Raw genomic sequence first — 19971 nt, 5'->3', positions numbered from 1 at the left:
TCCTCAGCCTGTCCGTGCCGACTGCCAGGACGCGGCGTCGAGGAAATGCACGTCGTAGCGTGTTTGCTCGGCTTTCAGGCTGTCAAAGGAGTCCAGGCCGTGCTGAATGCGGCCCAGAGCGCGGAAATATCCGAAACGGTCGACGCCCGGTGTCAGTACCGCGAGGAGGTCGGCGGTGGGCAACTGCAGTACTTCGTGGCTGTCACCGAGGAAGGTGGCTTCGGCCGTGCCGCCGAGTGCCTCGGCATCGTCCAATCGGCGGTGAGCCAGCAGATCCGCCGCCTCGAACGCGAGCTCGGGGTGGTGCTGTTCGAGCGCTCCACCCGCCAGGTGCATCTGTCCGGCGCCGGCGAGCGGCTGCTGCCCGAGGCGTACGCCGTGCTCGCGGCCGCGCGCCGCACCCGCCAAGTGGCTGCCGACATCGTGACCGGCGACGACGGCCTGCTGCGGCTCGGCAGCGTCCAAGGCCCCGGCGACCGGATCTACCGCCTCCTGAACGAGCTGGCGGCCGCCGCCCCTCGGCTCCAGGTCCGGCTGCGGCGTCTGTCCCTCACCGAACGGCTGGCCGCAGTACGTTCCGGTCAGCTGGACGCCGCACTCGTACGGGCCCTGCCCGCGGCACCGGACCTTGAACTCCTGCCGGTGTGGAGCGATCCGCTGTATGTGGCCCTGCCCGACAGCCATCCACTGGCGGCCGAGCCGCATCTGCACCTGGAGCAGCTTGCCGATCTGCCGCTGCGGCTCGCGCCGCGCGAGAACAATCCGCCCTTCCACGATCTGATCACCGACGCCCTCCGTTCGGCCGGTGCCGAACCGTCTCCGGGGCCGTCGTTCACCACCTTCCAGGAGACGCTCACCGCGATCGGCACCAGCGCGCCCTCCTGGACCGTCTTCTATGACGTGGTCGGGCTACCGCCGTTCCCACGGGTGGCCCTGCGTCCCCTGGCCGGACCTGCCCTCACCACGTCGCTGGCCGTACGCCCGGGACCGCCCGGTCCCCCACTGCGCCACCTGCTCCGGGTCCTTGCCGATACCGACACCAGCCGCCCCTGATCCGCACCGGGACCCACTGCTCAGGGTGCTCAGGACGCGCGCAAGGCCTTGGCCAGGACTCCCTCGCCCGCAAGGTCGATGCTGCCTGCCCGCACGCCGTCGCCCACCGTCAGCGCGCCCCGGCCCACCGCCACGCAGGTCTCCGCGTCCAGCGTCAGGTGCACGTCCGGGGCGTCGGGTGCCGGGCCGTCGCCATAGGACTCGCCCTCGCCCCCGACGCGTACGTGGAACTCGCCCTCGGCAAGGCGGACCTGCACGACACCCTCCGCTCCGAACCCCGCAAGGACCCGCAGCAGCGGCAGCGCGAACCAGTGCGCGCGGACCGCGTCCGTCGGCCTGCGCTCCTGGAGGACGGGCGCGCCCCAGGTGCCGAGCGCCTGCAGGACGGGGAGCAACTCCCTTCCGCGGTCGGTCAGTTCGTAGACATACGCGGCTGAAGGCGGGGGAATGCGGCGGCGGGTCGTCAGGCCCTCGCGCTCCATGTCCTTGAGCCGGGACGCGAGGACATCCGTGCTGACGCCCGGCAGATCGGCGTGCAGATCGGTGTAGCGGCGCGGGCCGACCAGGAGTTCGCGGACGATCAGCAGGGTCCAGCGGTCGCCCACGACGTCGAGGGCACGGGCGGCGGCGCAGTACTGGTCATAGCTTCGGCGGGACCTGGGTGCAGGTGGCATGCGACGCAGTCTATGCAAGTTGTTGGACTTTCCAAGCTCCAGCTTGGTAAAACCAAGTAACTCACGTCACGGGAGGCACAGCGCATGGAGTTCCGGCAGTCCAGCAAGCTCAGCGAGGTCTGTTACGAGATCCGGGGCCCGGTCATCGAGCACGCCAACGCCCTGGAGGAGGCGGGCCACAGCGTCCTGCGCCTGAACACCGGCAACCCGGCGCTCTTCGGCTTCGAGGCGCCCGAGGAGATCGTCCAGGACATGATCCGGATGCTCCCCCAGGCGCACGGCTACACGGACTCGCGCGGCATCCTCTCGGCCCGGCGCGCCGTCGCCCAGCGCTACCAGGCCCTTGGCCTGGACGAGGTCTCCGTAGACGACGTCTTTCTCGGCAACGGCGTCTCCGAACTGGTCACCATGGCCGTCCAGGCCCTGCTCGAGGACGGCGACGAAGTCCTCATCCCCGCCCCGGACTTCCCTCTCTGGACCGCCGTGACGACCCTCTCCGGAGGCAAGGCCGTCCACTACACGTGCGACGAGTCCGCGGACTGGTACCCGGACCTGGACGACATGGCGTCGAAGATCACCGACCGCACCAAAGCCGTCGTGATCATCAACCCGAACAACCCCACGGGCGCCGTGTATCCCAAGGAGATCCTCGAAGGCATCCTCGACCTCGCGCGCCGCCACGGCCTGATGGTCTTCGCCGACGAGATCTACGACCAGATCCTGTACGACGACGCCGTGCACCACAGTGTCGCCGCCCTCGCCCCGGATCTGGTCGTCCTGACCTTCTGCGGTCTGTCGAAGACGTATCGCGTTGCGGGCTTCCGGTCCGGCTGGCTGGTCGTCACGGGCCCGCAGCAGCACGCGAAGAACTACCTGGAGGGGCTGACCATGCTCGCCTCCATGCGCCTGTGCCCCAACGCCCCCGCCCAGTACGCCATCCAGGCCGCGCTCGGCGGCCGCCAGTCCATCCGCGAGCTCACCGCGCCGGGCGGCAGGCTGCACGAGCAGCGCGACGTGGCGTGGCAGAAGCTGAACGAGATCCCCGGTGTCTCGTGCGTGAAGCCCAAGGGCGCGCTGTACGCCTTCGCACGCCTCGACCCCAAGGTCCACGCCATTCACGACGACGAGAAGTTCGTCCTCGACCTGCTGCTCCAGGAGAAGATCCAGGTCGTCCAGGGCACCGGCTTCAACTGGCCGCGCCCCGACCACTTCCGCATCCTGACCCTCCCCCACGCTGACGATCTCGACGCGGCGATCAGCCGCATCGGCCGCTTCCTCAGCGGATACCGCCAGTCATGACAGCAGTCGGGGGTCGCGTGTCGCTCTGTCCCACCTGCCGGGTCCCGTCCCACACCCAGTTCGCGTCGGCCGACCTCGTCGAGCCCATCGTGTACGGGGGATTCGACCGGGCCGCCGACCCCGCCTGGCCGGAGTCGGGCGCCGCGACGCTCGACGACTACGCGCGCTGGTGCGGCCATCTCTGCGGCCTGACCTGCCTGCGGATGGCGCTCGGCCCGTCCTCCCCGACGCTCTTCGAGCTGCGGGACGGCGCGCTGAAGTACGGCGCGTACACGGAGGATCCCGACGGCACGATCCACGGTCTGATCTACGCGCCGTTCGCGGAGTACGTGCGCGATGTGCACGGCGTCAACGCGACGGTGCACCGGCACCTTACGGTCGATGAGATCACCGGGCTGCTCGACCAGGGACGTCAGGTCATGGTCTCGGTGCACTACGAGATCCGCCGTCCGCACCGGCGATCCCCCGGACGCGGCGGGCACCTGGTGCTGGTCACGGGAGGTTCCGCGGACGGCGGCCTGCATCTGCACAACCCCTCGGGGATCGACGCGGGCACCCGGACGGCGGACCTGACCCTGGCCGAGTTCGAGCCATTCTTCGCCGGGCGCGGGGTGTCCCTTCACTGACAGAAGGTCACCCTTGCTGCCAGGATGGCGCGATGATGCGTGGAGGCAAGGTCGCCATCGTGGGTGGGAGCATCGCCGGATGCGCCGCCGCACTCGCCGCGCACCGCGGTGGCGCCGATGAGATCACGGTGTACGAGCGTGCCGCGGGACACCTGGCGGACCGCGGCGTCGGGCTCGCGGTGCACAACTCCCGTTATGCGGAGCTGGATTCGGCCGGATATCTGGACGCGGACATGCCGTGGGTGCAGCTGGATCGGCGGCGCTGGTATGTGCGGGACGGATCCGCGGCAGGGCCGCTCGGCCACGAGATCGGGGCGATGCCGTTTCCGTTCCGTACGTACAACTGGGGTCCGCTGTGGCACGAGTTGCGCCGCAGGGTGCCCGAGTCCGTCGAGTTCCGGTCCGGGGTCGCGGTGGAGGAGGTGCGGCCTGGGGACGAGGGCGCCGAGGTCGGCACCGCCGAAGGAACCGCGCGCTTCGACCTCGTGATCGGCGCGGACGGCTACCGCTCGGTGGTCCGCACGGCGGCGTTCGCCGATGTGCGTCCCGCGTACGCCGGCTATCTCGCCTGGCGGGGCGCCTTCCCCGCAGACCGTCTCGTGGACCCGGAGCTGTGGGCGGCACAGGACTGCGTGTACGTCGTCTTCCCCGGCGGCCATCTCATCGTCTACCGCATCCCCGACGGTACGGGCGGCCAGCGGGTCAACTGGGTGCTCTACACGGCGCCTCCCGCGGACCTGGATCTCGGGCTCGGCCGCGATCTGCGGCTCACCGCCCCCACCAGCCTGCCGCCGGGCGGCCTCACGGAGGCCCTGACTTCTCATCTCACGTTCGTGTGCGACGAGTTGCTGCCTCCCTACTGGGGCGGCCTCGTCCACACGACCGCTCCCGACGAGCTCTTCCTCCAGCCCATGTACGACTTCACGGCGCCCCGCTACACCACGGGCCGGGTGCTCCTGATGGGCGACGCGGCCACGGTCGCCCGGCCGCACACCGGGGCGGGCGCGGTGAAGGCGCTGCAGGACGCGACGGTCCTGGAGTCCGCCTTCGCCACGGCGACGACCTGGCCCGACGCCCTGGACACGTACGACACCGACCGCACCGTCGCCGGTGCCGCGATGGTCGACCTGGGGCGCCGCCTCGGGCGCGCCCTTGTGGAGGAGACGCCGCCGTGGCGGTCCATGGACCAGACGGCTCTTGAGACGTGGTGGAAGCAGGCGGACGGCGGCGGGGCGTTCGGGGGGCGCGAGCTGAAGCGGTGACAGCTGGCCCCCAGCCGCCGGCTGCTGATACCCAAACCGACCGCTGATACCCAGCCGCCGGTTTGGGTATGCACGCCAAGATCAATAAGATCCGGCGATGATCACAAGACAACGGCTGGCGGCCGGGGCGATCGCCCTGCTCGCCGCCTTGACCGCCGGGTTCGGCACGGCGGGCCCCGCCACCGCCGACGACGCACCGGCACAGCCATCACCCAAGGTCGAGCTGGTCCTCGACGTCAGCGGTTCGATGCGGGCCCGCGACATCGACGGCAAGTCCCGGATGGCGGCGGCGAAGCAGGCGTTCAACGAGGTGCTCGACGCCACGCCGGACGAGGTCCAGCTCGGCATACGCACCCTTGGCGCCAACTACCGCGGCGACAACCGCAAGACGGGCTGCAAGGACACCGAGCTGCTCTACCCCGTCGCCGAGCTCGACCGCGCGGGCCGCACCGACGCCAAGACCGCCGTGGCGACGCTCGCGCCCACCGGCTGGACGCCGATCGGCCCGACCCTCCTGAAGGCCGCCGACGACCTCAAGGACGACAACACCGAGCGCAGCCGCCGCATCGTCCTCATCTCCGACGGCGAGGACACCTGCCAGCCGCTCGACCCCTGCGAGGTGGCCCGCAAGATCGCCGCCGAGGGCATCCACCTCACCGTCGACACGCTCGGCCTTGTGCCGGACGCCAAGACCCGCGACCAGCTGAGCTGCATCGCCGAGGCCACCGGCGGAACGTACACATCCGTCCGGCACACCGATGAACTCTCGGGCCGCGTCAAGCAGTTGGTGGACCGCGCGGCCGACCCCGTCGCCACGCCGGTCGCCACGAAGGGCGCGGCGCAGTGCTCCGACGCCCCGCAGCTGAAGGCCGGTCTTTACACCGACCGCGAGAAGTTCGGCGAGCACCGCTGGTACCGCGTGGACGTCGAGCCCGGGCAGGAACTGCGCGCCTCCGTCAGCGTCGCGGCGGACCGAGCCGTCCATCAGGACTACGGCGTACTGCTCCAGGCCTCCACCGAGCGCGGACGCGAGATCGTTCGGGGCGCGGAGGCGGGCGACGGACGCACGGACGTGATCTCGACCGGGCTGCGCTACCCGACGCGGGAGGAGGACTCCGACGATGAGGGCGGTAGCGAGCCCGTCGCCGAGACCGTGTGCCTGCGGGTCAGCAACTCCTTCTCGGCACCCGCGTCCGTCAAGACGGCGCCCGGGCTGCCGGTCGAGCTGAACATCGACGTGGTGGACGCGCCCGACGAGGCGTCGGACGTGGCGTCCTTCGGCCTGGGCAACGGCTGGTGGCTGCTCGGCACACTGGTCCTCACCGGCTTCATCGCCGGTCTGGTCTGGGGCTGGGTCTCGCGCTGGCGCTTCGCGGTCTGGAGGACCAACTGATGCGTACGACACGTGTGTTGAGCCGGGCGGGCGCGCTGGGCGCGGCCGTTCTTCTCACCCTCGCGGGGGCGGCGGGGGTCGCGAGTGCCGATTCATCGGACGGCGACGAGAAGCCCGTCGCACCGACGGAGGCCGGTACGTCCTTCCGCACGGCGACCGCGATCCAGCAGGACCAGGAGGCCACCGCAGAGGCATCCACCGGCGACTACCTGTACTGGGCGTTCCCCGCGGACATCGGACAGCGGCCCACCGTGCACGCCACGGTGGAGCTGCCCGAGGCCCCCAAGGACACAGCCGGGCGCGGCGGGTCCACCTGGCAGGTCGACGTGTACGACGGGCTGCGGCGCCACCAGGCGTGCCGGTACGGCACGCAGACGAAGACGGCGGCGCAGGACGCCGGGACGGTCGAACTGTCCTGCACCCTGCGCACCGTCAGGGGCTGGGCCGAACCGTGGGCCAACGACCCGCTGCAGGGCACGTACTACGTACGCCTGACGGTCACCGACCTGGAGGCGGACGCCCTGGGGCTGCCCATGAAGGCCTCGGCGAAGGTCACGTCGAACGACGCGGGCGGCGCGCAGGCCGTGGACGGCGCGCTTGCGAAGCCGCTGGTGCCGGGGATCGGCACGAAGACGGCGGCGGTGTCCAGTGAGCCGGAGGACGGCTGGGCGTCCAGCTGGTGGTCATCGCGCTGGCTGTGGACCGCGGGCGGCGGCGTGCTCGCCGCGCTCGCCGGTGTCGGCGGCTACTGCCTGACGCGCGGCTCGGGCCGTCCGTCACGCGCGCCCGCCGGGATCTGACCTCGGTGGTGGCCGGACCGGGCCCTCCGGTCCGGCCACCACCGACCGCTGCACATGCTGGAGCCCGTCGGTGTGCCTGTCGGACAGCTCGGGCGGGGATTCCCCCGCGGCGAGGTGCTCAAGTACCTCGGCGAGTTCCCTGCAGGCACTCTCCACAGACCGTCGGGTGGCGCGCTGTTCGGCGACCATCGAGGACAGCAGGAGCGCCGTCAGCGCAGCGGCACCGTTGAATGCCTGAAGTTTGGTCATGACCTCGATGGCCGACAGGTGGAGGAAGGCGCCTTGCTGCCTATTCGCCTCGAAGGTGGTGAGCACGGACGCGAACAGCGCGCACAGCATGCTCCCGGCCAGCTGGAAGCGCAGCGCCGCCCAGATGAGCAGCGGAAAGACGAGGAAAAGCAGGCTCAATTCGCCGAGCACGGCCCAAGGGACGACGATCATGGCCGCGAGGCCGAGGCACAGCATTTCCTTCCAGCGCCTCAGTCGCAGTGGCCCAGCGGCTCCCGCAAGCACGAGCAGGATCGGGGTGACGAGCAGGACGCCCATTGCATCGCCCACCCACCACGCCAGCCACACGAACCAGAACTGCCCCGTCCCCAGTCCACCGGTCACCAGCTGCGGCCCCACCCCCGCCGTTGCACTGATCAGCATGGCGCCGAGCCCGCCGAGGAAGACCAGGGCGATACCGTCCCGCACACGTGAGATGCCGACCCGGAAACCGACCCCGCGCAGCATCAGATAGGCGCAGAGCGGGGCGATGGTGTTACCCGCCACGGTGACGAGCGCGGTGAGCTGAGGGGTGGTGAGGGACGCGATGACGAGCAAGGACCCGATGGCGATCCCGGGCCAGACCGACAGGCCGTAGACAAGCAGTGCGGCGACGGCGAAGCCGGTGGGCGGCCAAATGGGGGTGACGATCACTCCTTCGACGGTGAGTCGACCGAGCAGGCCAAGACGCCCGGCCACGTAGTAGCAGGCGGCAACGGCCAGTGTCTTGAGGACTACCTCCAAGGACAGCCGGAACCGCGGGGACACCAACACAGCAGCCATCAGACACCGCGCGGACCATTTCGGCCATGCGAACGGTGCGCGGCGGGCGTGTCTACAGGGCTCCCTCGTCGTGGCCGACGACGAGGACGGCGGCATCGTCCTCATGCCCCACCGTGTCCGCAAGGCGCATCACACCGCCCGCGAGAGCGTTGATGCCGAGGCCGGCGGCGGCTGTGATCTCGGCGAGCCGCATCACCCGGCTCAGTCCTTCGTCGAGGCTCAGTGACGGCCCCTCCACCACTCCGTCGGTCAGCAGCACGACGACGCCACCCGGGGTGAGCCGGTGGCACACCACGGGGTACTCGGCGCCTTCGAGTACGCCGAGCGGAGGACCGCATTCTCCTTCGTCGACACCGGATCGGCCGTCGGCCGTGGCCCAGATGTGGGGGATGTGGCCAGCCCGAGCGCACTCCAGGACGCCGGTGGCCGGATCGAGCCGGAGAAACGTACACGTGGCGAAGAGATCCTCGCCCAGGGAAACCAGGAGATCGTTGGTACGCGCGAGCAGTTCCCCGGGGTCGCCCGTGACCGAGGCCAGCGCACGCAGTCCCACACGGACCTGGCCCATGAACGCGGCGGCCTTGATGTTGTGTCCCTGCACGTCTCCGATGGACAGGCCGATACGGCCGTCGGGCATGGTGAAGGCGTCGTACCAGTCTCCCCCGACGTTGAGCCCGTGATTGGCGGGCATGTAGCCCACGGCCAGCCGGACGCCCGGAGGGTGCGGAAGGTCGTGCGGCAGCATGCCGCGCTGCAGGGCCACTGCCAGCTCGACCCGGGAGCGCTGCATCTCCGCGAGCTCCCGGGCCCGGGCGGTCAACGCCCCGAGCCTGGCAAGCAGCTCGTCACCGTCGTCGGCCGCCCGCGTGCGGAACATGCGCTCAACTCTGCCCGGAGACGACGGCGATCGCACATCCAGAACATTGTCGAGGTCACGTCACGACCTGATGCGGGTCGGCGTGCCACAACAAGGGCGGTACGGAGGCGTAGCGTGTGCGGCGTTGTGAGGATGGAGCAGAATCAGGAGCCGTGATCATCGAAGCGCGCATTCACAGGACTGTGGTTCATGAAAGTCCTGCCTTCAGCGTTCAGGAAGTTGTGCACCATGGGTGACCTGCTCCTCGTCCGGCACGGCGAGACCCAGTGGGCGCTGACCGGGCAGCACACCAGTTGGACCGACATCCCCCTCACGGAGAACGGCCGGGAGCAGGCGCGGGGGCTCGCGCCGCTGATCGGGACGTACCGGATCGGGGCGGCGTTCACCAGCCCCCGGGAGCGGGCGCGGGACACGGCCGCGCTCGCGGGGTTCGGCGACGCGTGGGTCGATGCCGACCTGAGCGAGTGGGACTACGGAGCGTACGAGGGCGTGACGACGGTGGAGATCCACCGCGACCGCCCCGACTGGTACCTGTTCACGGACGGCGTGGCCGCCGGGCCCCCGGAGCATCCCGGGGAGAGCCCGGAGCAGGTCGGGGAGCGTGCGGACCGGATGCTGGCCAAGGTGGACGCGGCGCTGGCCGAGAACGAGGGCAGCGTGGTGCTGTTCGGGCACTCGCACTTTCTGCGGGTCCTTGCAGCGCGGCAGCTCGGTCTTCCCGTCTCCGGCGGCGCGCTGTTCCAACTGGCGACGGGCACGGTGAGCCGCCTCAGCACGGAGCACGGGCGGCCGGTGGTGGCGAGCTGGAACCTGCGGCCAAGTTCCTAGCCCCGTCGGGCAGTTGAGGGCGGACTCGGCGGAGCCGGTGATCGGCGGTGCGTCAAGCCAAGGCAGCCTCGCCTCGGTCGACACGCGCCCTCAAGATCACTGAGACTGGCCTCATGCGATACGGCGTAAATCTCCTCAACTTCGGGTCCGGTACCACCCCGCAGACCCTCACCCGCCAGGCCACCGACGCCCGCGACCTCGGCTACACCTTCGCGATGATCTCCGATCACATAGCCGTCACCCCGGACGTGCACGGGGTCTACCCCGCCCCGTTCTACGACCAGTTCCTCCTCGCCGCCCACCTCGCGGCGCGCGTACCGGGCCTGCGGCTCGGCACCACGATCACCGTGATCCCCTACCGGCACCCCCTCCAGACCGCCCGCCTCGCCGCCAACATCGACCAGCTCAACGGCGACGCCGGCTTCGTCCTCGGCGCAGGCGTCGGCTGGTCCGCCGCCGAGTACGAGACGCTCGGCATCCCCTTCCGCGAGCGCGGCGCCATCACCGACGAGTACCTCGCCGCGATCCGCGCCGCGTGGGCCGAGGAGACGACGTCCTTCCAGGGGCGGTACGTCTCCTACGAAGGCGTGCACACCGCCCCCGCCCCTACGGCCTCCCTCCCCGTCTGGGTCGGCGGCAACTCCCCCGCCGCCCAGCGCCGCGCGGCCCGCCTCGGCGAGGGCTGGCACCCGTTCATGCCGACGCTCGAAGCACTGCGCGCCGCGCTGCCCCTGATCGCGCGGGAGGCCGAAGCGGCCGGGCGGCCGACTCCCGCCCTGGTGCCGCGGCTTCAGCTCCGACTGGCCCCGCAGCCGGACACGGCCGAGCGCCCCCTCGGCCACGGCAGCGTCGACCAGCTCCGCGGCGACCTGGAGGCCCTCGTCGAACTGGGCGCAACGGACGTCCTGCTCGACACCTACCCCGGTACGCCGGGCGAGCGGGGCACCGCCGATGACGACCGTCGCGTACTCGAACTGGTCGCGGAGAAGGTCGTCGACCTCGCCACGGGGGACGTTCGCTGAAGCCGTTGTCAGTGGCGCGAGGCACCATCGGGACCAGGAGCAGAAGAACCTGGGAAGAGGTGGACTCATGGCGAAGCCGCCGACGGCCGCTCAGCGCCGCATCATCGAGGCCGCGGACCCCGCGACCGGACGGCTGACCGGGAGCGAGGCGCAGTTGGCCGCACTCGTGCGCCACCGCCTCGCCTTCCGGCACCCCCGGCCGCCGCACGCCTTCTTCCTGACGCCCGCGGGACATCGGATACGGGAGGAGGCGCCGGGCCGGGCCGCTCCCTCCCCGGAGACGCCCGCGGCCGCCGCCACCCCCTCCGGCATCTTCGCCGCCCGCACCGGCACCGAGCCCGCACCGCCGCCGGGCGCCGACGGCCCCGCCCGCGCCCGCGACGTACGCAGCGCCTGGGAAGGCCTCCTCGAAATGCGCCGCATGACCAACGCGGACGGCGCGCGGGACCGCCCCTGCGCCTGGGAGCGGACGCATCTCGTCCAGGCCGCCGCGCTCGCCCTGGAGGCGGCGGGCTGCCGGCCGGGACCCGAGGGCTACGAGGTGGGCGAGACCCCGCAGCCGGAGGCCGTCGCGGTGCGCGACGCGTCGGCCGAGCGGCTGCGGGCGTGCGCGGCCGCGCTGTCGGCGGCGGGCTGGCAGGTCAGCGAGCATGCCGAGCGGCCGGGCGGCAGCCACTATCTGCTGGCCTCACCGCGCAGGGCAGGCTAGGTGCCCGTGGGAAGTGCGGTACTCGTCCGCGGGTCCGTCGTGGCTGGTCGCTCCCCCAAGTTCTCGGCTTCGCTCGAACAGGGGGGACCCCCTTCGCGGCGGAGCCGCACATGTCACAGCCCCGCGCCCCTTCGGGGCGCTGCCGAACCGAAGACCCGGCGGGGCTACGCGTCCACCGGCTCCCGCCGCTCGTCGTACGCCGCCCGCGACTCGGCGATCGTCACGCGGTGGCGCTCCGCCCAGCCCGTCAGCTTGAGCAGCGTGCCGTGCAACTCCTCGGCCACCGGCGTCAGTTCATACTCCACCTTCGGCGGGACCGTCGGGTGCACCGTCCGTACGAGCAGGCCGTCGCGCTCCAGATTCCGCAGTGTCAGGGTCAGCATGCGGCGGCTGATTCCGTCGATGCTGCGCTCCAGTTCGGTGAAGCGGATCGGCCCGTGCGCCGCCGCGACCAGGATCGGGACGCTCCATTTCCCGACCACCCTGTCAAGAACTTCCCGCACCGGGCACGCCTGCGCGTTCACCACCTGCGAGGTAACACCGGTGTTCCCTTGGGACATTGAAGTGCCTCCTTCTCGACGCCTCCATGGTCACCCACGATGAGTCCCGTTACAAGTCGTGCACCTATGCAGTTCATGGAGGGTTTCCATCATCATGTCCGAGGCTGATTCCACCACACCACGCTCACGCTGGGCTTCGCTCGCCGTACTGTCCTCGGGCCTGCTGATGACGATCATCGACGGCAATATCGTGACCGTGGCGATGCCCGCCATCCAGAGCGATCTCGGCTTCTCCGCGCCGGGTCTCGCCTGGGTGGTCAACTCCTATCTCATCGCCTTCGGCGGTCTGTTGCTCCTTGCCGGGCGGCTCGGTGATCTCGTCGGGCGCAAGCGGATGTTCGTGTGGGGCCTCGCCCTGTTCACCGCCGCCTCCGTGCTCTGCGGGGTCGCCACCGACCAGGGCATGCTGATCGCGGCGCGCGCCGTGCAGGGTGTCGGCGGGGCGATGACCTCCGCCGTCGTGCTCGGCATGCTGGTGGCACTCTTCCCCGAACCGCGCGAACAGGCCAAGGCCATCGCGGTGTTCAGCGCGGTCGGCGCTGCGGGCGGTGCGCTCGGCACGTTCCTCGGCGGTGCGCTGACCGAGACCCTGAACTGGCACTGGATCTTCCTGATCAATCTGCCGATCGGTGTCGTCGCGCTCGTCGCCGCGGTGCGCATCCTGTCGAACGACCGCGGCACAGGGCTCGGCGGCGGCGCCGACTATCCGGGCGCGGCGCTCATCACGGGTGCGCTGATGCTCACCGTCTTCACGATCGTCGGCTCCGCCGGGCACGGAACGTCCGCCACCCTCGGCCTCGCCGCGCTCTCCCTCGCCCTGTACGCCGCCTTCGCCGTCCGCCAGGCCCGCGCCGCCCGCCCCCTGCTGCGCCTGCGCGTCTTCCGCTCCCGGTCGCTGACCGGCGCCAACGCGGTGCAGATCGCGATGATCGCCGGGATGTACGGCTTCCAGTACATCGGCGCCCTCTACTTCCAACGCGTCCTCGGTTACGGCGAGTTGAAGACGGGCTTCGCCTTTCTCCCCGCCCCCGTCATCATCGGCGTACTGATGCTGAGCGTGTCCGCGAGGCTGATCGGCCGGTTCGGCCCCTACCGCCCGCTGCTCGCGGGGCTCACCCTCATCACGGCCGGTCTCGCCCTGCTCGGCCGGCTGCCCGCCGATGGTTCGTACGTCACCGACGTCCTTCCCCCGATGATTCTGCTCGGTGCGGGATTCGCCGCCGCGATGCCCGCCGTGACCGGGCTCGCGATGTCCGGGGTGCGCGAGGAGGACGCGGGGCTCGCCTCGGGTCTCTTCAACACCACGCAGGTGGTGGGCGGTTCGCTGGGCCTCGCCGTGCTGACGACACTGGCCGCGAGCCGCACGGAGGGACTGCTCGCCGACGGCGGGCGCACCCTGGCGGCCACTGCCGACGGCTACCGGCTCGCCTTCTGGGTCGCCACCGGGATCGCGGCGCTCGGCCTCGCCGTCGCGGCGACGGTGCTGCGGCCGGGGCGGCGGCGCCCCACCGTCACCGTCGAGCCGACACCCGGCCGCCGCGAGGAGGCTGCCGTACGAAGCGCCCGCTAAGCGCTCCGCGGGAAGTGCGGTGATGAACCCGCGGGACGGTGGGGGCTGGTCGCGCAGTTCCCCGCGCCCCTTACGGGGCGCGGTACCGCACCGGACTTCACCGGGGCCGCTTAGCCCGGTTCAGGCACGTTGCTTGCCTCACGCCTTGCCGGGCCACTACCGTCCGGCCAGCCGTGAATCTACGCGCGTCGCAGATCGAGCGAGAGGTCCCTGACCATGCGTAAGTCCGCACTGATCGCAATGTCCGTACTCGGCGCGGCAGTTGCCGTGTTCGTCACGGCCGGCCTGTCCCCGGCCCAGCCGAAGGCGCCCGCCGACTGGCGGCAGGTCGGGTACGACCTGCAGTCCGGCATCAGCGGTCTCGCCGTCGCCTCCCGCTCGGGTGACACGTTCCGCGCCCTCGTCGTACGCGACAACAAGAAGCCGGGCCAGAATCGCATCGCCGAGGTCGCCTATGGGCCGGGGCAGACCCCCGATACCGCGCCGCTCACCTGGCAGGGCGGCGCCGAGCCGGTCGACCTGGAAGCGCTCGACCGGGTGCCGGGCACCTCGGACGAGTACGTGGCGGTCGCGAGCCGCGGCCTCGTCTACCACCTGAAGCTGACCGACTCCGGCGAGGCGGTGGAGGTCCTCGACATCTCGCCGCTCCCCGCGATCGGCAACGGCGACGACTTCGAGAGCTTCACGCTGACCTCGCAGAAGGGAAAGCTGGCCGCGGTCTGGGCCGACCGGGGCACGGGCGACCGTCCGGCCACGTTGTACGCGGCGCCGTTCTCGATCAACTCCTACGGCGAGTCCAAGTTCGGCGCGGTGTCGAAGACGGAGTTCCGTGCGCCCTACCCGGGCGGCGACGTCCGGCACGCCTCGGACATCGACGTAACCAAGTCGGGGCGCATCCTCATCAGTTCGGCTTCGGACGCCGGTGACGACGGCCCGTTCGACTCGGCCGTGAGCGAGGCGGGCAGGCTCGCCGTCACCGACGCAGGGAAGTGGCGCCTGACGCTCGCCAAGTCGCCCGAGGTCCTGCGGAAGTTCAAGGGCCACAAGATCGAGGCCCTGCACTGCCTCCCCGGCTCGGAACTCGCCGCCCTCGGCACGGACGACGAGAACGGGGGCGGCGCGGTCACCACCGGGCGCTTCTGCGGCTGACGCCGGAGCCGGTGAGGTCCACCTCCCGCTGCCGCCCCGCCCGCCGGTAGAGGCGCGCGAGCGCCCCGCACTGCAGGGCCATGGACAACGCCATGGCCAGGCAGATGCCGGGCAGGCCGAGGCCCGACAGGGCGTGGGCGAGGGCCAGTTGGACCGCGGTGCCGAATGCCGTGATGCGGGCCAGGGCCGGGCTCTTGCCGCTGCCCTCGAAGACCCCGCCCAGCGCGATGAAGCAGGCGAGCAGCACCAAGTACGGCCCCAGGCACCGCAGATAGAGCGCCCCCGCGTCGGCCACCTCACCCCCGGCGCCGAAGCCCCGCATGATCCAGGGGCCCGCAGCAAGCAGCACCAGCGCGGCGACCAGCCCCAGCGCCCCGGCGACGAGCAGTGCCTGGCGCCCTACAGCCCGGCGCGCGTCGCTCCCCGCGCCGAGCAGATGGGCGGTGTGGATGGCGGCAGCCTGGCGGACAGAGTAGAACGCCATGGTCGCGACATACATGGCCTTGGTCGCGATGCCGTACGCGGCGACCTCGTCGACGCCGATCCGGGCGACGACGGCGACGAGCGCCAGCGTCCCCGCCATCCGTACGACGAAGTCCGCCGACATCGGGAGGCCGGTCGCGGCGGTCCGACGTGCGTCGGCGGCCAGGCGCTTTGCTGGGTTTGCGGTGATGGACCTGCGGGCCGGTGGGGGCTGGTCGCGCAGTTCCCCGCGCCCCTGACGGGGCGCGACACCGCCCCGCAGCGCCAAGACCCCGCATACGAGTGCCACCGTTCGCCCGGTCACCGTGGCGATCGCCGCCCCCCGCACGCCGAGCCCGCACCCCATGATGAGGAGCGGATCCAGTACGAGGATCAAGCCGTTGGCGAGCAGGGCGAGCCGCATCGGCGTACGGGTGTCGCCCGCGCCCTTGAGGATGCCGTCGACGACGTTGGTCGCGAAGTAGACCGCCATGCCCGGCAGCGCGATCGCGAAGTAGTCCGTCGTCAGGGAGAGGGCATCGCCTCCGCCCCCGCCGAGCACCAGGCGGGCCAGCGGCTCCCGGCACAGATAGCCGCCGATGGCCACCACGGGGGTGATCAGCGCCCACAGCGCCCAGCCGCCCCGTACCGCCGAGCGCGCCGCCGCCGGGTCTCCCGCTCCCCTCGCGCGGGCCACCAGGACGGTCGTACCCGACCCGGCCATGAGGATCACGCCGAGCAGCACGTTCTCGACGTTCGTCGCGACGGCCACCGCGGCGACCGCGTCGCCGCCCAGCCTGGCCACCCAGACCATGTTGATGATCCCGGCCGTGACCCCCGCGAGGAGCTCGAAGTAGACCGGGTACGCCAGTGACACCAGGCGGTGTCGGTGTTCCTTCGGGTCGCCCATGGCCGCCCTCCCCCTCTTTCCGCTCCGCCAGGTATACCTCGTTTCGAGGTACAGCGGAAAGAGATAGCATGCCTCGCATGCTGGAGTTGTCGATTCTGGGATTTCTGCACGAAGAGCCGCTGCACGGATATGAGCTCAAGGCCCGTATCCAGGGCCTGAGCGGGCACATCCGCCCGGTGAGCGACGGCGCCCTCTACCCGGCGATCACCCGGCTCGCGAAAGCGGGCCTCGTCGAGCAGCACACCGAACCGGGCAGCAGCGCCGCGCCCCGCCGGGTCCTCTCCCTCACCGAAGCCGGCCGCAACCGGCTCCTCGCCCGGCTGCGGGATCCCAAGGACGCCGAAATCACCGACGGGCAGCGCTTCTTCACGCTGCTCGCTTTCCTGCGCCACCTCCCCGACCCCGCCGAGCAGGCCGCCGTACTCCGCCGCCGCCAGGCCTTCCTGGACACCCCGGCGAGCTTCTTCTACCGCGACGGGAAGCCGGTGAGGGCGGAGGAGGCGCCCGACCTCTTCCGCCAGGGCATGCTCCGGATCGCCCGCGCGACGGGCACGGAGGAGAAGAAGTGGCTGGCCGAGGCCATCAGCGCCTTGGAGAGGTGACATCGGCCCACACCGTCTTTCCTACGCCCCGTCCGACCACACCCCACTCCTTCGCCAGCGCCGCCACGATCACCAGACCCCGGCCCGACTCCCCCTCAGACTCCGGGAGTTGGGGACTCTGCGGAGGTCTGCGCTCGGTCAGCGTGTCGGACACCTCGATACGGAGCGTGTGCGGGTGGAGTGTGAGCCGCAGCTCGAAGTCTCTGCCGGGTACGCGACCGTGGGTCACGGCGTTCGCCGCCAACTCGGCGGTGATCGCCTCGGCGGTGACGTTGAGTTCGCTGTCGTACGGGATGCCCCAGCCGTCCAGGTGATACCTGGCCAGCCGCCGGGCTAGGCGGGCGCCTCGGGGCGTGGCGCTCAGGCGCTGGGTGAATTCCCTGATGGGGGTTGTGGGTTGGGCTTGGGTCGGCATGGCGCCAACCGTGGCCGTACAGGAACCCGTACACCAGAAACCAGACTCGTACGCTCCGTCAGCGTACGAGTACGAAGGGTAGACAGGTGGGTTAACGGACCGTGACCATGGGGCCGTTGGCGGGGATCAGCACACGAGCGTCGGGGGTTACCCGTGATGTCGTCAAGCAGGAAAGAGCCCGAGCCGTCGGACGGTCTGAAGACCTTCGGCGCAGTCCTCAAGAGCTTTCGCAAACGCGCCGGGGTCACCCAGGAAGGACTGGCCGACGAGGTCGGCTGTTCCTCGCACTTCCTGGCCTCCATCGAGCAGGGCAGGCGGCTGCCACCCTTGGGGTTCGTCGACCAGTGCGAGGCCGCGCTCGACGCGTTCGGCACGCTGCGACTCGCCGCGAACCAACTGTCCCGTAAGCCGGGTCTCGCGACCTGGTTCCGCCAGTGGGCCCTCCTGGAGCAGGAGGCGGTGGCTCTCTGCACGTACGAATGCCGGTTGATTCCAGGCCTGTTGCAGACGGCCGCGTACGCTCGGACGCTCTTCGTCAATCAGCTTCCGCCGCTGGGCGACGAGCAGATCGAGGCGCAGCTCGCGGCACGGGTGGAGAGGCAGCGACTGCTGACGGAGCGGCCCAACACGGCGTACAGCTTCATCTTGGAGGAACACCTGTTCCTTCGCGGGATGGGCGGGCATGAGGTCACCATGGAACTCATCGACCATGTGCTTGGGCTCGCCGAGCGCCGGAACATCGAGGTGCAGATCATGCCGGTGGTACGGGCTAGTCATGCCGGGCTGGACGGCTCCATCCGGTTGCTGGAGACTCCGGAGAACCAGTGGTTCGCCTACTCCGAAGGACAGCGGAGCGGCCAGCTCATCTCCGCCCCCCAAGAGATCAGCGTCCTCCAGATGCGGTATGCCAGGATGCGCGCACAGGCTCTCTCGTTCGAGCATTCGGTGAGCCTGCTGGAGCGGATGCGAGGAGCAGCATGAGCACCCCCGAACTGGCTTGGTTCAAGAGCAGTTACAGCGGCGGCGACGGCGACGACTGCGTAGAAGTCGCCCTGGACTGGCGCAAGTCCAGCTACAGCAGCGGGGGTTCCGGCGACTGCCTGGAATTCGCCCCCTGCCCCACCACCATCCACGTACGCGACTCCAAAAACCCGGCAGGGCCCCAACTCTCCCTGGAGCCCCGCGCCTGGGCGGACTTCGTGTCGTACGCCGCTACTCGATCGTCATCGTGACCCAACGAGCTGCCCGGCGCCTGGCAATGAATCCACTCACGACATGTCCCTACTGAAGAAGTCGGAAGTCTCAGTCGCCCTGGCCGGCGCTGCCGATCGGGTGGACGTTCACAGGGGAGCCGGAGCCGTCGGTGACGGGCAGCGTCGCGGCGCCCGGCCAGTCGAGGGTGACCGACTTTGTCTCGCCGGGCGGGGTCACGACGAGACCCGTGATGCGGACACCGGAGCCGCCCGAGTCGTTCATCGGGTAGCTGATGCTGAAGGACACCGATTTGCCGTCCGCAAGGATGATCCGGTCGGCCGGCTGGCCACTGCGCTTGGCGGACAGCGCGCCCTCGCTGGTCTGGAGGTCGACGCCCGCGAAACCGGACATGGCGCAGTCCCGGCCGCCGCCGTTCTTGAACGTCACCGCGACCGAGCCCTCGGTGTCGCCGTCGATGGTGCTGTCCGAGGCCGTGACCTCCAGCTCGTCGGTACGGCACTTGTCGGTCTTGCCGCTCTCGTTCGAGCCGGTACCGGCGTTCGTGCCCTGCCCGCCGGAGCTGTTCCCGGAGGTGTCCTCGCCGCCACCCTGCTCCGAACCGCCCGAGCCGGAACCGCCGCCCGACGACGACTCGCTGGACGCGGCCGACGGGTCGCCCTGTCCCGTGACGTCCTCGTCGTTGCAGGCCGTGAGCGCGAGGCTCCCGGCGACGGCAAGGGCGGCGGCGGCAACGCGCAGGCTGCGGCGACGAGTGGCACGGACAGCGGTGTTGGAACGCATGGCAAATCCCCCGAAAAGTAGTGGGTGTTGTTCCGTCCCTCGGAACAACACCCACTCTGAGCGGGGCCGCTAACGCCCAGCTCCCACCCCGCTAACATCCGCCTAACGCACGCCTGACCTGCCACGATCGTGAGGCAGTGGCTGCGGACAGCGGGTGGATGCCAAGGAGCCGGCGCTGCGGGGTAGTCCCGCAGCGGTCACTCGGGCCACATGAGGTCCGCGATGACCAAAGCGTGGATCGTCGCCCGGTAGCCGAACGACGGAGCTGCCGCAGGGTTGACCGGACGTATCTGAACCGTCGCCTTGACCGTGCCGGAATCGTGGCCGGAGTCCTCCAGCTCTACCTTTGCCAACTCCCGGTTGACGACGTACTCAAGGGGCTGACCGCCGTTCAGGTACTCGATGTCGAAGTACTTCAGCGCCACGTCGACGATGGGGTGGTCGTTCCAGTCCCTGCGGATCGGGAAATCGAACTTGAAAGACTCCTCGTTCACCGTCTGGCTCTGACAACTCCCTTCTATCCCGTTGAACCTGATGATTTTGAAGGCAAGTGCCACGGAGTCCACCTCACACTCGTAGTGCCAACGGGACGGATCGCCGGAGCCGCCTCCGCCCTTCGGCGGCTACGTCTCGGCAGGTGCCCTTCTGGTCTAGCAGCAGTCCTGCGGTCCTCCGTCACCGACAAACCAGCCAGGTTCCAGATGGGGGCATTTTC

At 70.4% G+C, this 19971-nt stretch carries 23 protein-coding genes; 14 read left to right on the top strand and 9 right to left on the bottom strand.

The window, feature by feature from the left end; translation table 11 throughout:
• Positions 1-3: 3 nt before the first annotated feature.
• Complete coding sequence (locus AB0O76_RS16705; RefSeq protein WP_365491593.1) at positions 4-255, bottom strand: hypothetical protein; 252 nt, start codon at positions 253-255, stop codon at positions 4-6.
• On the opposite strand from AB0O76_RS16705, the gene AB0O76_RS16700 reads away from it, so the two are divergent.
• The gene (locus tag AB0O76_RS16700; protein WP_365491557.1) at positions 196-1053 is read left to right on the top strand and encodes a LysR substrate-binding domain-containing protein; all 858 of its coding nucleotides are present in this window, start codon (positions 196-198) and stop codon (positions 1051-1053) included. The genes AB0O76_RS16705 and AB0O76_RS16700 overlap by 60 nt on opposite strands.
• A gap of 29 nt (positions 1054-1082) precedes the next feature.
• Here the strand turns inward: AB0O76_RS16700 and AB0O76_RS16695 are convergent, their stop codons facing one another.
• Positions 1083-1727 (bottom strand): helix-turn-helix domain-containing protein, encoded by a 645-nt coding sequence (locus AB0O76_RS16695; protein WP_365490931.1) that lies wholly within the window; start codon positions 1725-1727, stop codon positions 1083-1085.
• Between the two features lie 84 nt (positions 1728-1811).
• Here AB0O76_RS16695 and AB0O76_RS16690 point away from each other — a divergent pair, with 84 nt between their 5' ends.
• The 5 genes from AB0O76_RS16690 to AB0O76_RS16670 all read left to right on the top strand — a co-directional run bounded on the left by AB0O76_RS16690 (position 1812) and on the right by AB0O76_RS16670 (position 7107).
• Positions 1812-3026: a pyridoxal phosphate-dependent aminotransferase gene (locus tag AB0O76_RS16690; RefSeq protein WP_365490928.1), complete on the top strand. Its 1215-nt coding sequence runs from the start codon at positions 1812-1814 to the stop codon at positions 3024-3026.
• Complete coding sequence (locus AB0O76_RS16685) at positions 3023-3652, top strand: peptidase (protein ID WP_365490926.1); 630 nt, start codon at positions 3023-3025, stop codon at positions 3650-3652. Before AB0O76_RS16690 ends, AB0O76_RS16685 begins: the two co-directional genes overlap by 4 nt.
• Positions 3653-3684: 32 nt before the next feature.
• Positions 3685-4914 carry an FAD-dependent monooxygenase gene (locus AB0O76_RS16680; protein ID WP_365490923.1) on the top strand — a complete coding sequence of 410 codons (1230 nt, stop codon included), beginning with the start codon at positions 3685-3687 and terminating at the stop codon, positions 4912-4914.
• Positions 4915-5011: 97 nt separating this feature from the next.
• Positions 5012-6307, top strand: coding sequence for a VWA domain-containing protein (locus AB0O76_RS16675; protein WP_365490920.1), 1296 nt, complete (start codon positions 5012-5014; stop codon positions 6305-6307).
• Entirely contained in the window at positions 6307-7107 is an 801-nt protein-coding gene (locus tag AB0O76_RS16670) for a hypothetical protein (protein ID WP_365490917.1), read from the top strand. Before AB0O76_RS16675 ends, AB0O76_RS16670 begins: the two co-directional genes overlap by 1 nt.
• Here AB0O76_RS16670 and AB0O76_RS16665 read toward each other — a convergent pair.
• Positions 7084-8157: an MASE1 domain-containing protein gene (locus AB0O76_RS16665; protein WP_365490914.1), complete on the bottom strand. Its 1074-nt coding sequence runs from the start codon at positions 8155-8157 to the stop codon at positions 7084-7086. The two genes, AB0O76_RS16670 and AB0O76_RS16665, sit on opposite strands and share 24 nt — an antisense overlap.
• Positions 8158-8209: 52 nt before the next feature.
• Positions 8210-9034, bottom strand: a complete 825-nt coding sequence (locus AB0O76_RS16660) for a PP2C family protein-serine/threonine phosphatase (RefSeq protein ID WP_365490911.1) — start codon at positions 9032-9034, stop codon at positions 8210-8212.
• A 228-nt stretch (positions 9035-9262) separates the two neighbouring features.
• Here AB0O76_RS16660 and AB0O76_RS16655 point away from each other — a divergent pair, with 228 nt between their 5' ends.
• The 3 genes from AB0O76_RS16655 (at position 9263) to AB0O76_RS16645 (ending at position 11593) form a co-directional block, all read left to right on the top strand.
• The gene (locus AB0O76_RS16655; RefSeq protein WP_365490908.1) at positions 9263-9862 is read left to right on the top strand and encodes a histidine phosphatase family protein; all 600 of its coding nucleotides are present in this window, start codon (positions 9263-9265) and stop codon (positions 9860-9862) included.
• A gap of 113 nt (positions 9863-9975) precedes the next feature.
• Positions 9976-10884: a TIGR03619 family F420-dependent LLM class oxidoreductase gene (locus AB0O76_RS16650; RefSeq protein ID WP_365490905.1), complete on the top strand. Its 909-nt coding sequence runs from the start codon at positions 9976-9978 to the stop codon at positions 10882-10884.
• 67 nt (positions 10885-10951) lie between these two features.
• On the top strand, positions 10952-11593 hold the full coding sequence (locus tag AB0O76_RS16645) for a hypothetical protein (protein ID WP_365490902.1): 642 nt from the start codon (positions 10952-10954) through the stop codon (positions 11591-11593).
• Positions 11594-11757: 164 nt separating this feature from the next.
• Here the strand turns inward: AB0O76_RS16645 and AB0O76_RS16640 are convergent, their stop codons facing one another.
• Entirely contained in the window at positions 11758-12153 is a 396-nt protein-coding gene (locus tag AB0O76_RS16640; RefSeq protein WP_365490899.1) for a helix-turn-helix domain-containing protein, read from the bottom strand.
• 94 nt (positions 12154-12247) lie between these two features.
• On the opposite strand from AB0O76_RS16640, the gene AB0O76_RS16635 reads away from it, so the two are divergent.
• Positions 12248-13723, top strand: a complete 1476-nt coding sequence (locus AB0O76_RS16635; RefSeq protein WP_365490897.1) for an MFS transporter — start codon at positions 12248-12250, stop codon at positions 13721-13723.
• A gap of 216 nt (positions 13724-13939) precedes the next feature.
• Complete coding sequence (locus AB0O76_RS16630; protein WP_365490894.1) at positions 13940-14872, top strand: hypothetical protein; 933 nt, start codon at positions 13940-13942, stop codon at positions 14870-14872.
• Here AB0O76_RS16630 and AB0O76_RS16625 read toward each other — a convergent pair.
• Positions 14847-16244 (bottom strand): MATE family efflux transporter, encoded by a 1398-nt coding sequence (locus AB0O76_RS16625; protein ID WP_365490891.1) that lies wholly within the window; start codon positions 16242-16244, stop codon positions 14847-14849. The genes AB0O76_RS16630 and AB0O76_RS16625 overlap by 26 nt on opposite strands.
• A 77-nt stretch (positions 16245-16321) precedes the next feature.
• Here AB0O76_RS16625 and AB0O76_RS16620 point away from each other — a divergent pair, with 77 nt between their 5' ends.
• Positions 16322-16846, top strand: coding sequence for a PadR family transcriptional regulator (locus AB0O76_RS16620; RefSeq protein WP_365491554.1), 525 nt, complete (start codon positions 16322-16324; stop codon positions 16844-16846).
• Here AB0O76_RS16620 and AB0O76_RS16615 read toward each other — a convergent pair.
• Complete coding sequence (locus AB0O76_RS16615; RefSeq protein ID WP_365490889.1) at positions 16827-17261, bottom strand: ATP-binding protein; 435 nt, start codon at positions 17259-17261, stop codon at positions 16827-16829. The two genes, AB0O76_RS16620 and AB0O76_RS16615, sit on opposite strands and share 20 nt — an antisense overlap.
• Positions 17262-17417: 156 nt before the next feature.
• Here AB0O76_RS16615 and AB0O76_RS16610 point away from each other — a divergent pair, with 156 nt between their 5' ends.
• On the top strand, positions 17418-18242 hold the full coding sequence (locus AB0O76_RS16610) for a helix-turn-helix transcriptional regulator (RefSeq protein WP_365490886.1): 825 nt from the start codon (positions 17418-17420) through the stop codon (positions 18240-18242).
• The gene (locus AB0O76_RS16605; RefSeq protein ID WP_365490884.1) at positions 18239-18493 is read left to right on the top strand and encodes a DUF397 domain-containing protein; all 255 of its coding nucleotides are present in this window, start codon (positions 18239-18241) and stop codon (positions 18491-18493) included. Before AB0O76_RS16610 ends, AB0O76_RS16605 begins: the two co-directional genes overlap by 4 nt.
• A gap of 70 nt (positions 18494-18563) precedes the next feature.
• Here AB0O76_RS16605 and AB0O76_RS16600 read toward each other — a convergent pair whose 3' ends face one another.
• Together AB0O76_RS16600 and AB0O76_RS16595 are read right to left on the bottom strand one after the other, a co-directional pair.
• Positions 18564-19256, bottom strand: coding sequence for a DUF4232 domain-containing protein (locus AB0O76_RS16600; RefSeq protein WP_365490881.1), 693 nt, complete (start codon positions 19254-19256; stop codon positions 18564-18566).
• Between the two features lie 197 nt (positions 19257-19453).
• Positions 19454-19813, bottom strand: coding sequence for a hypothetical protein (locus AB0O76_RS16595; protein WP_365490879.1), 360 nt, complete (start codon positions 19811-19813; stop codon positions 19454-19456).
• Positions 19814-19971: the final 158 nt, after the last annotated feature.

The organism is Streptomyces sp. NPDC086554 (genome assembly GCF_040686095.1).
GTDB lineage: Bacteria > Actinomycetota > Actinomycetes > Streptomycetales > Streptomycetaceae > Streptomyces.
This window is presented reverse-complemented; position numbering and strand designations above follow the sequence as displayed.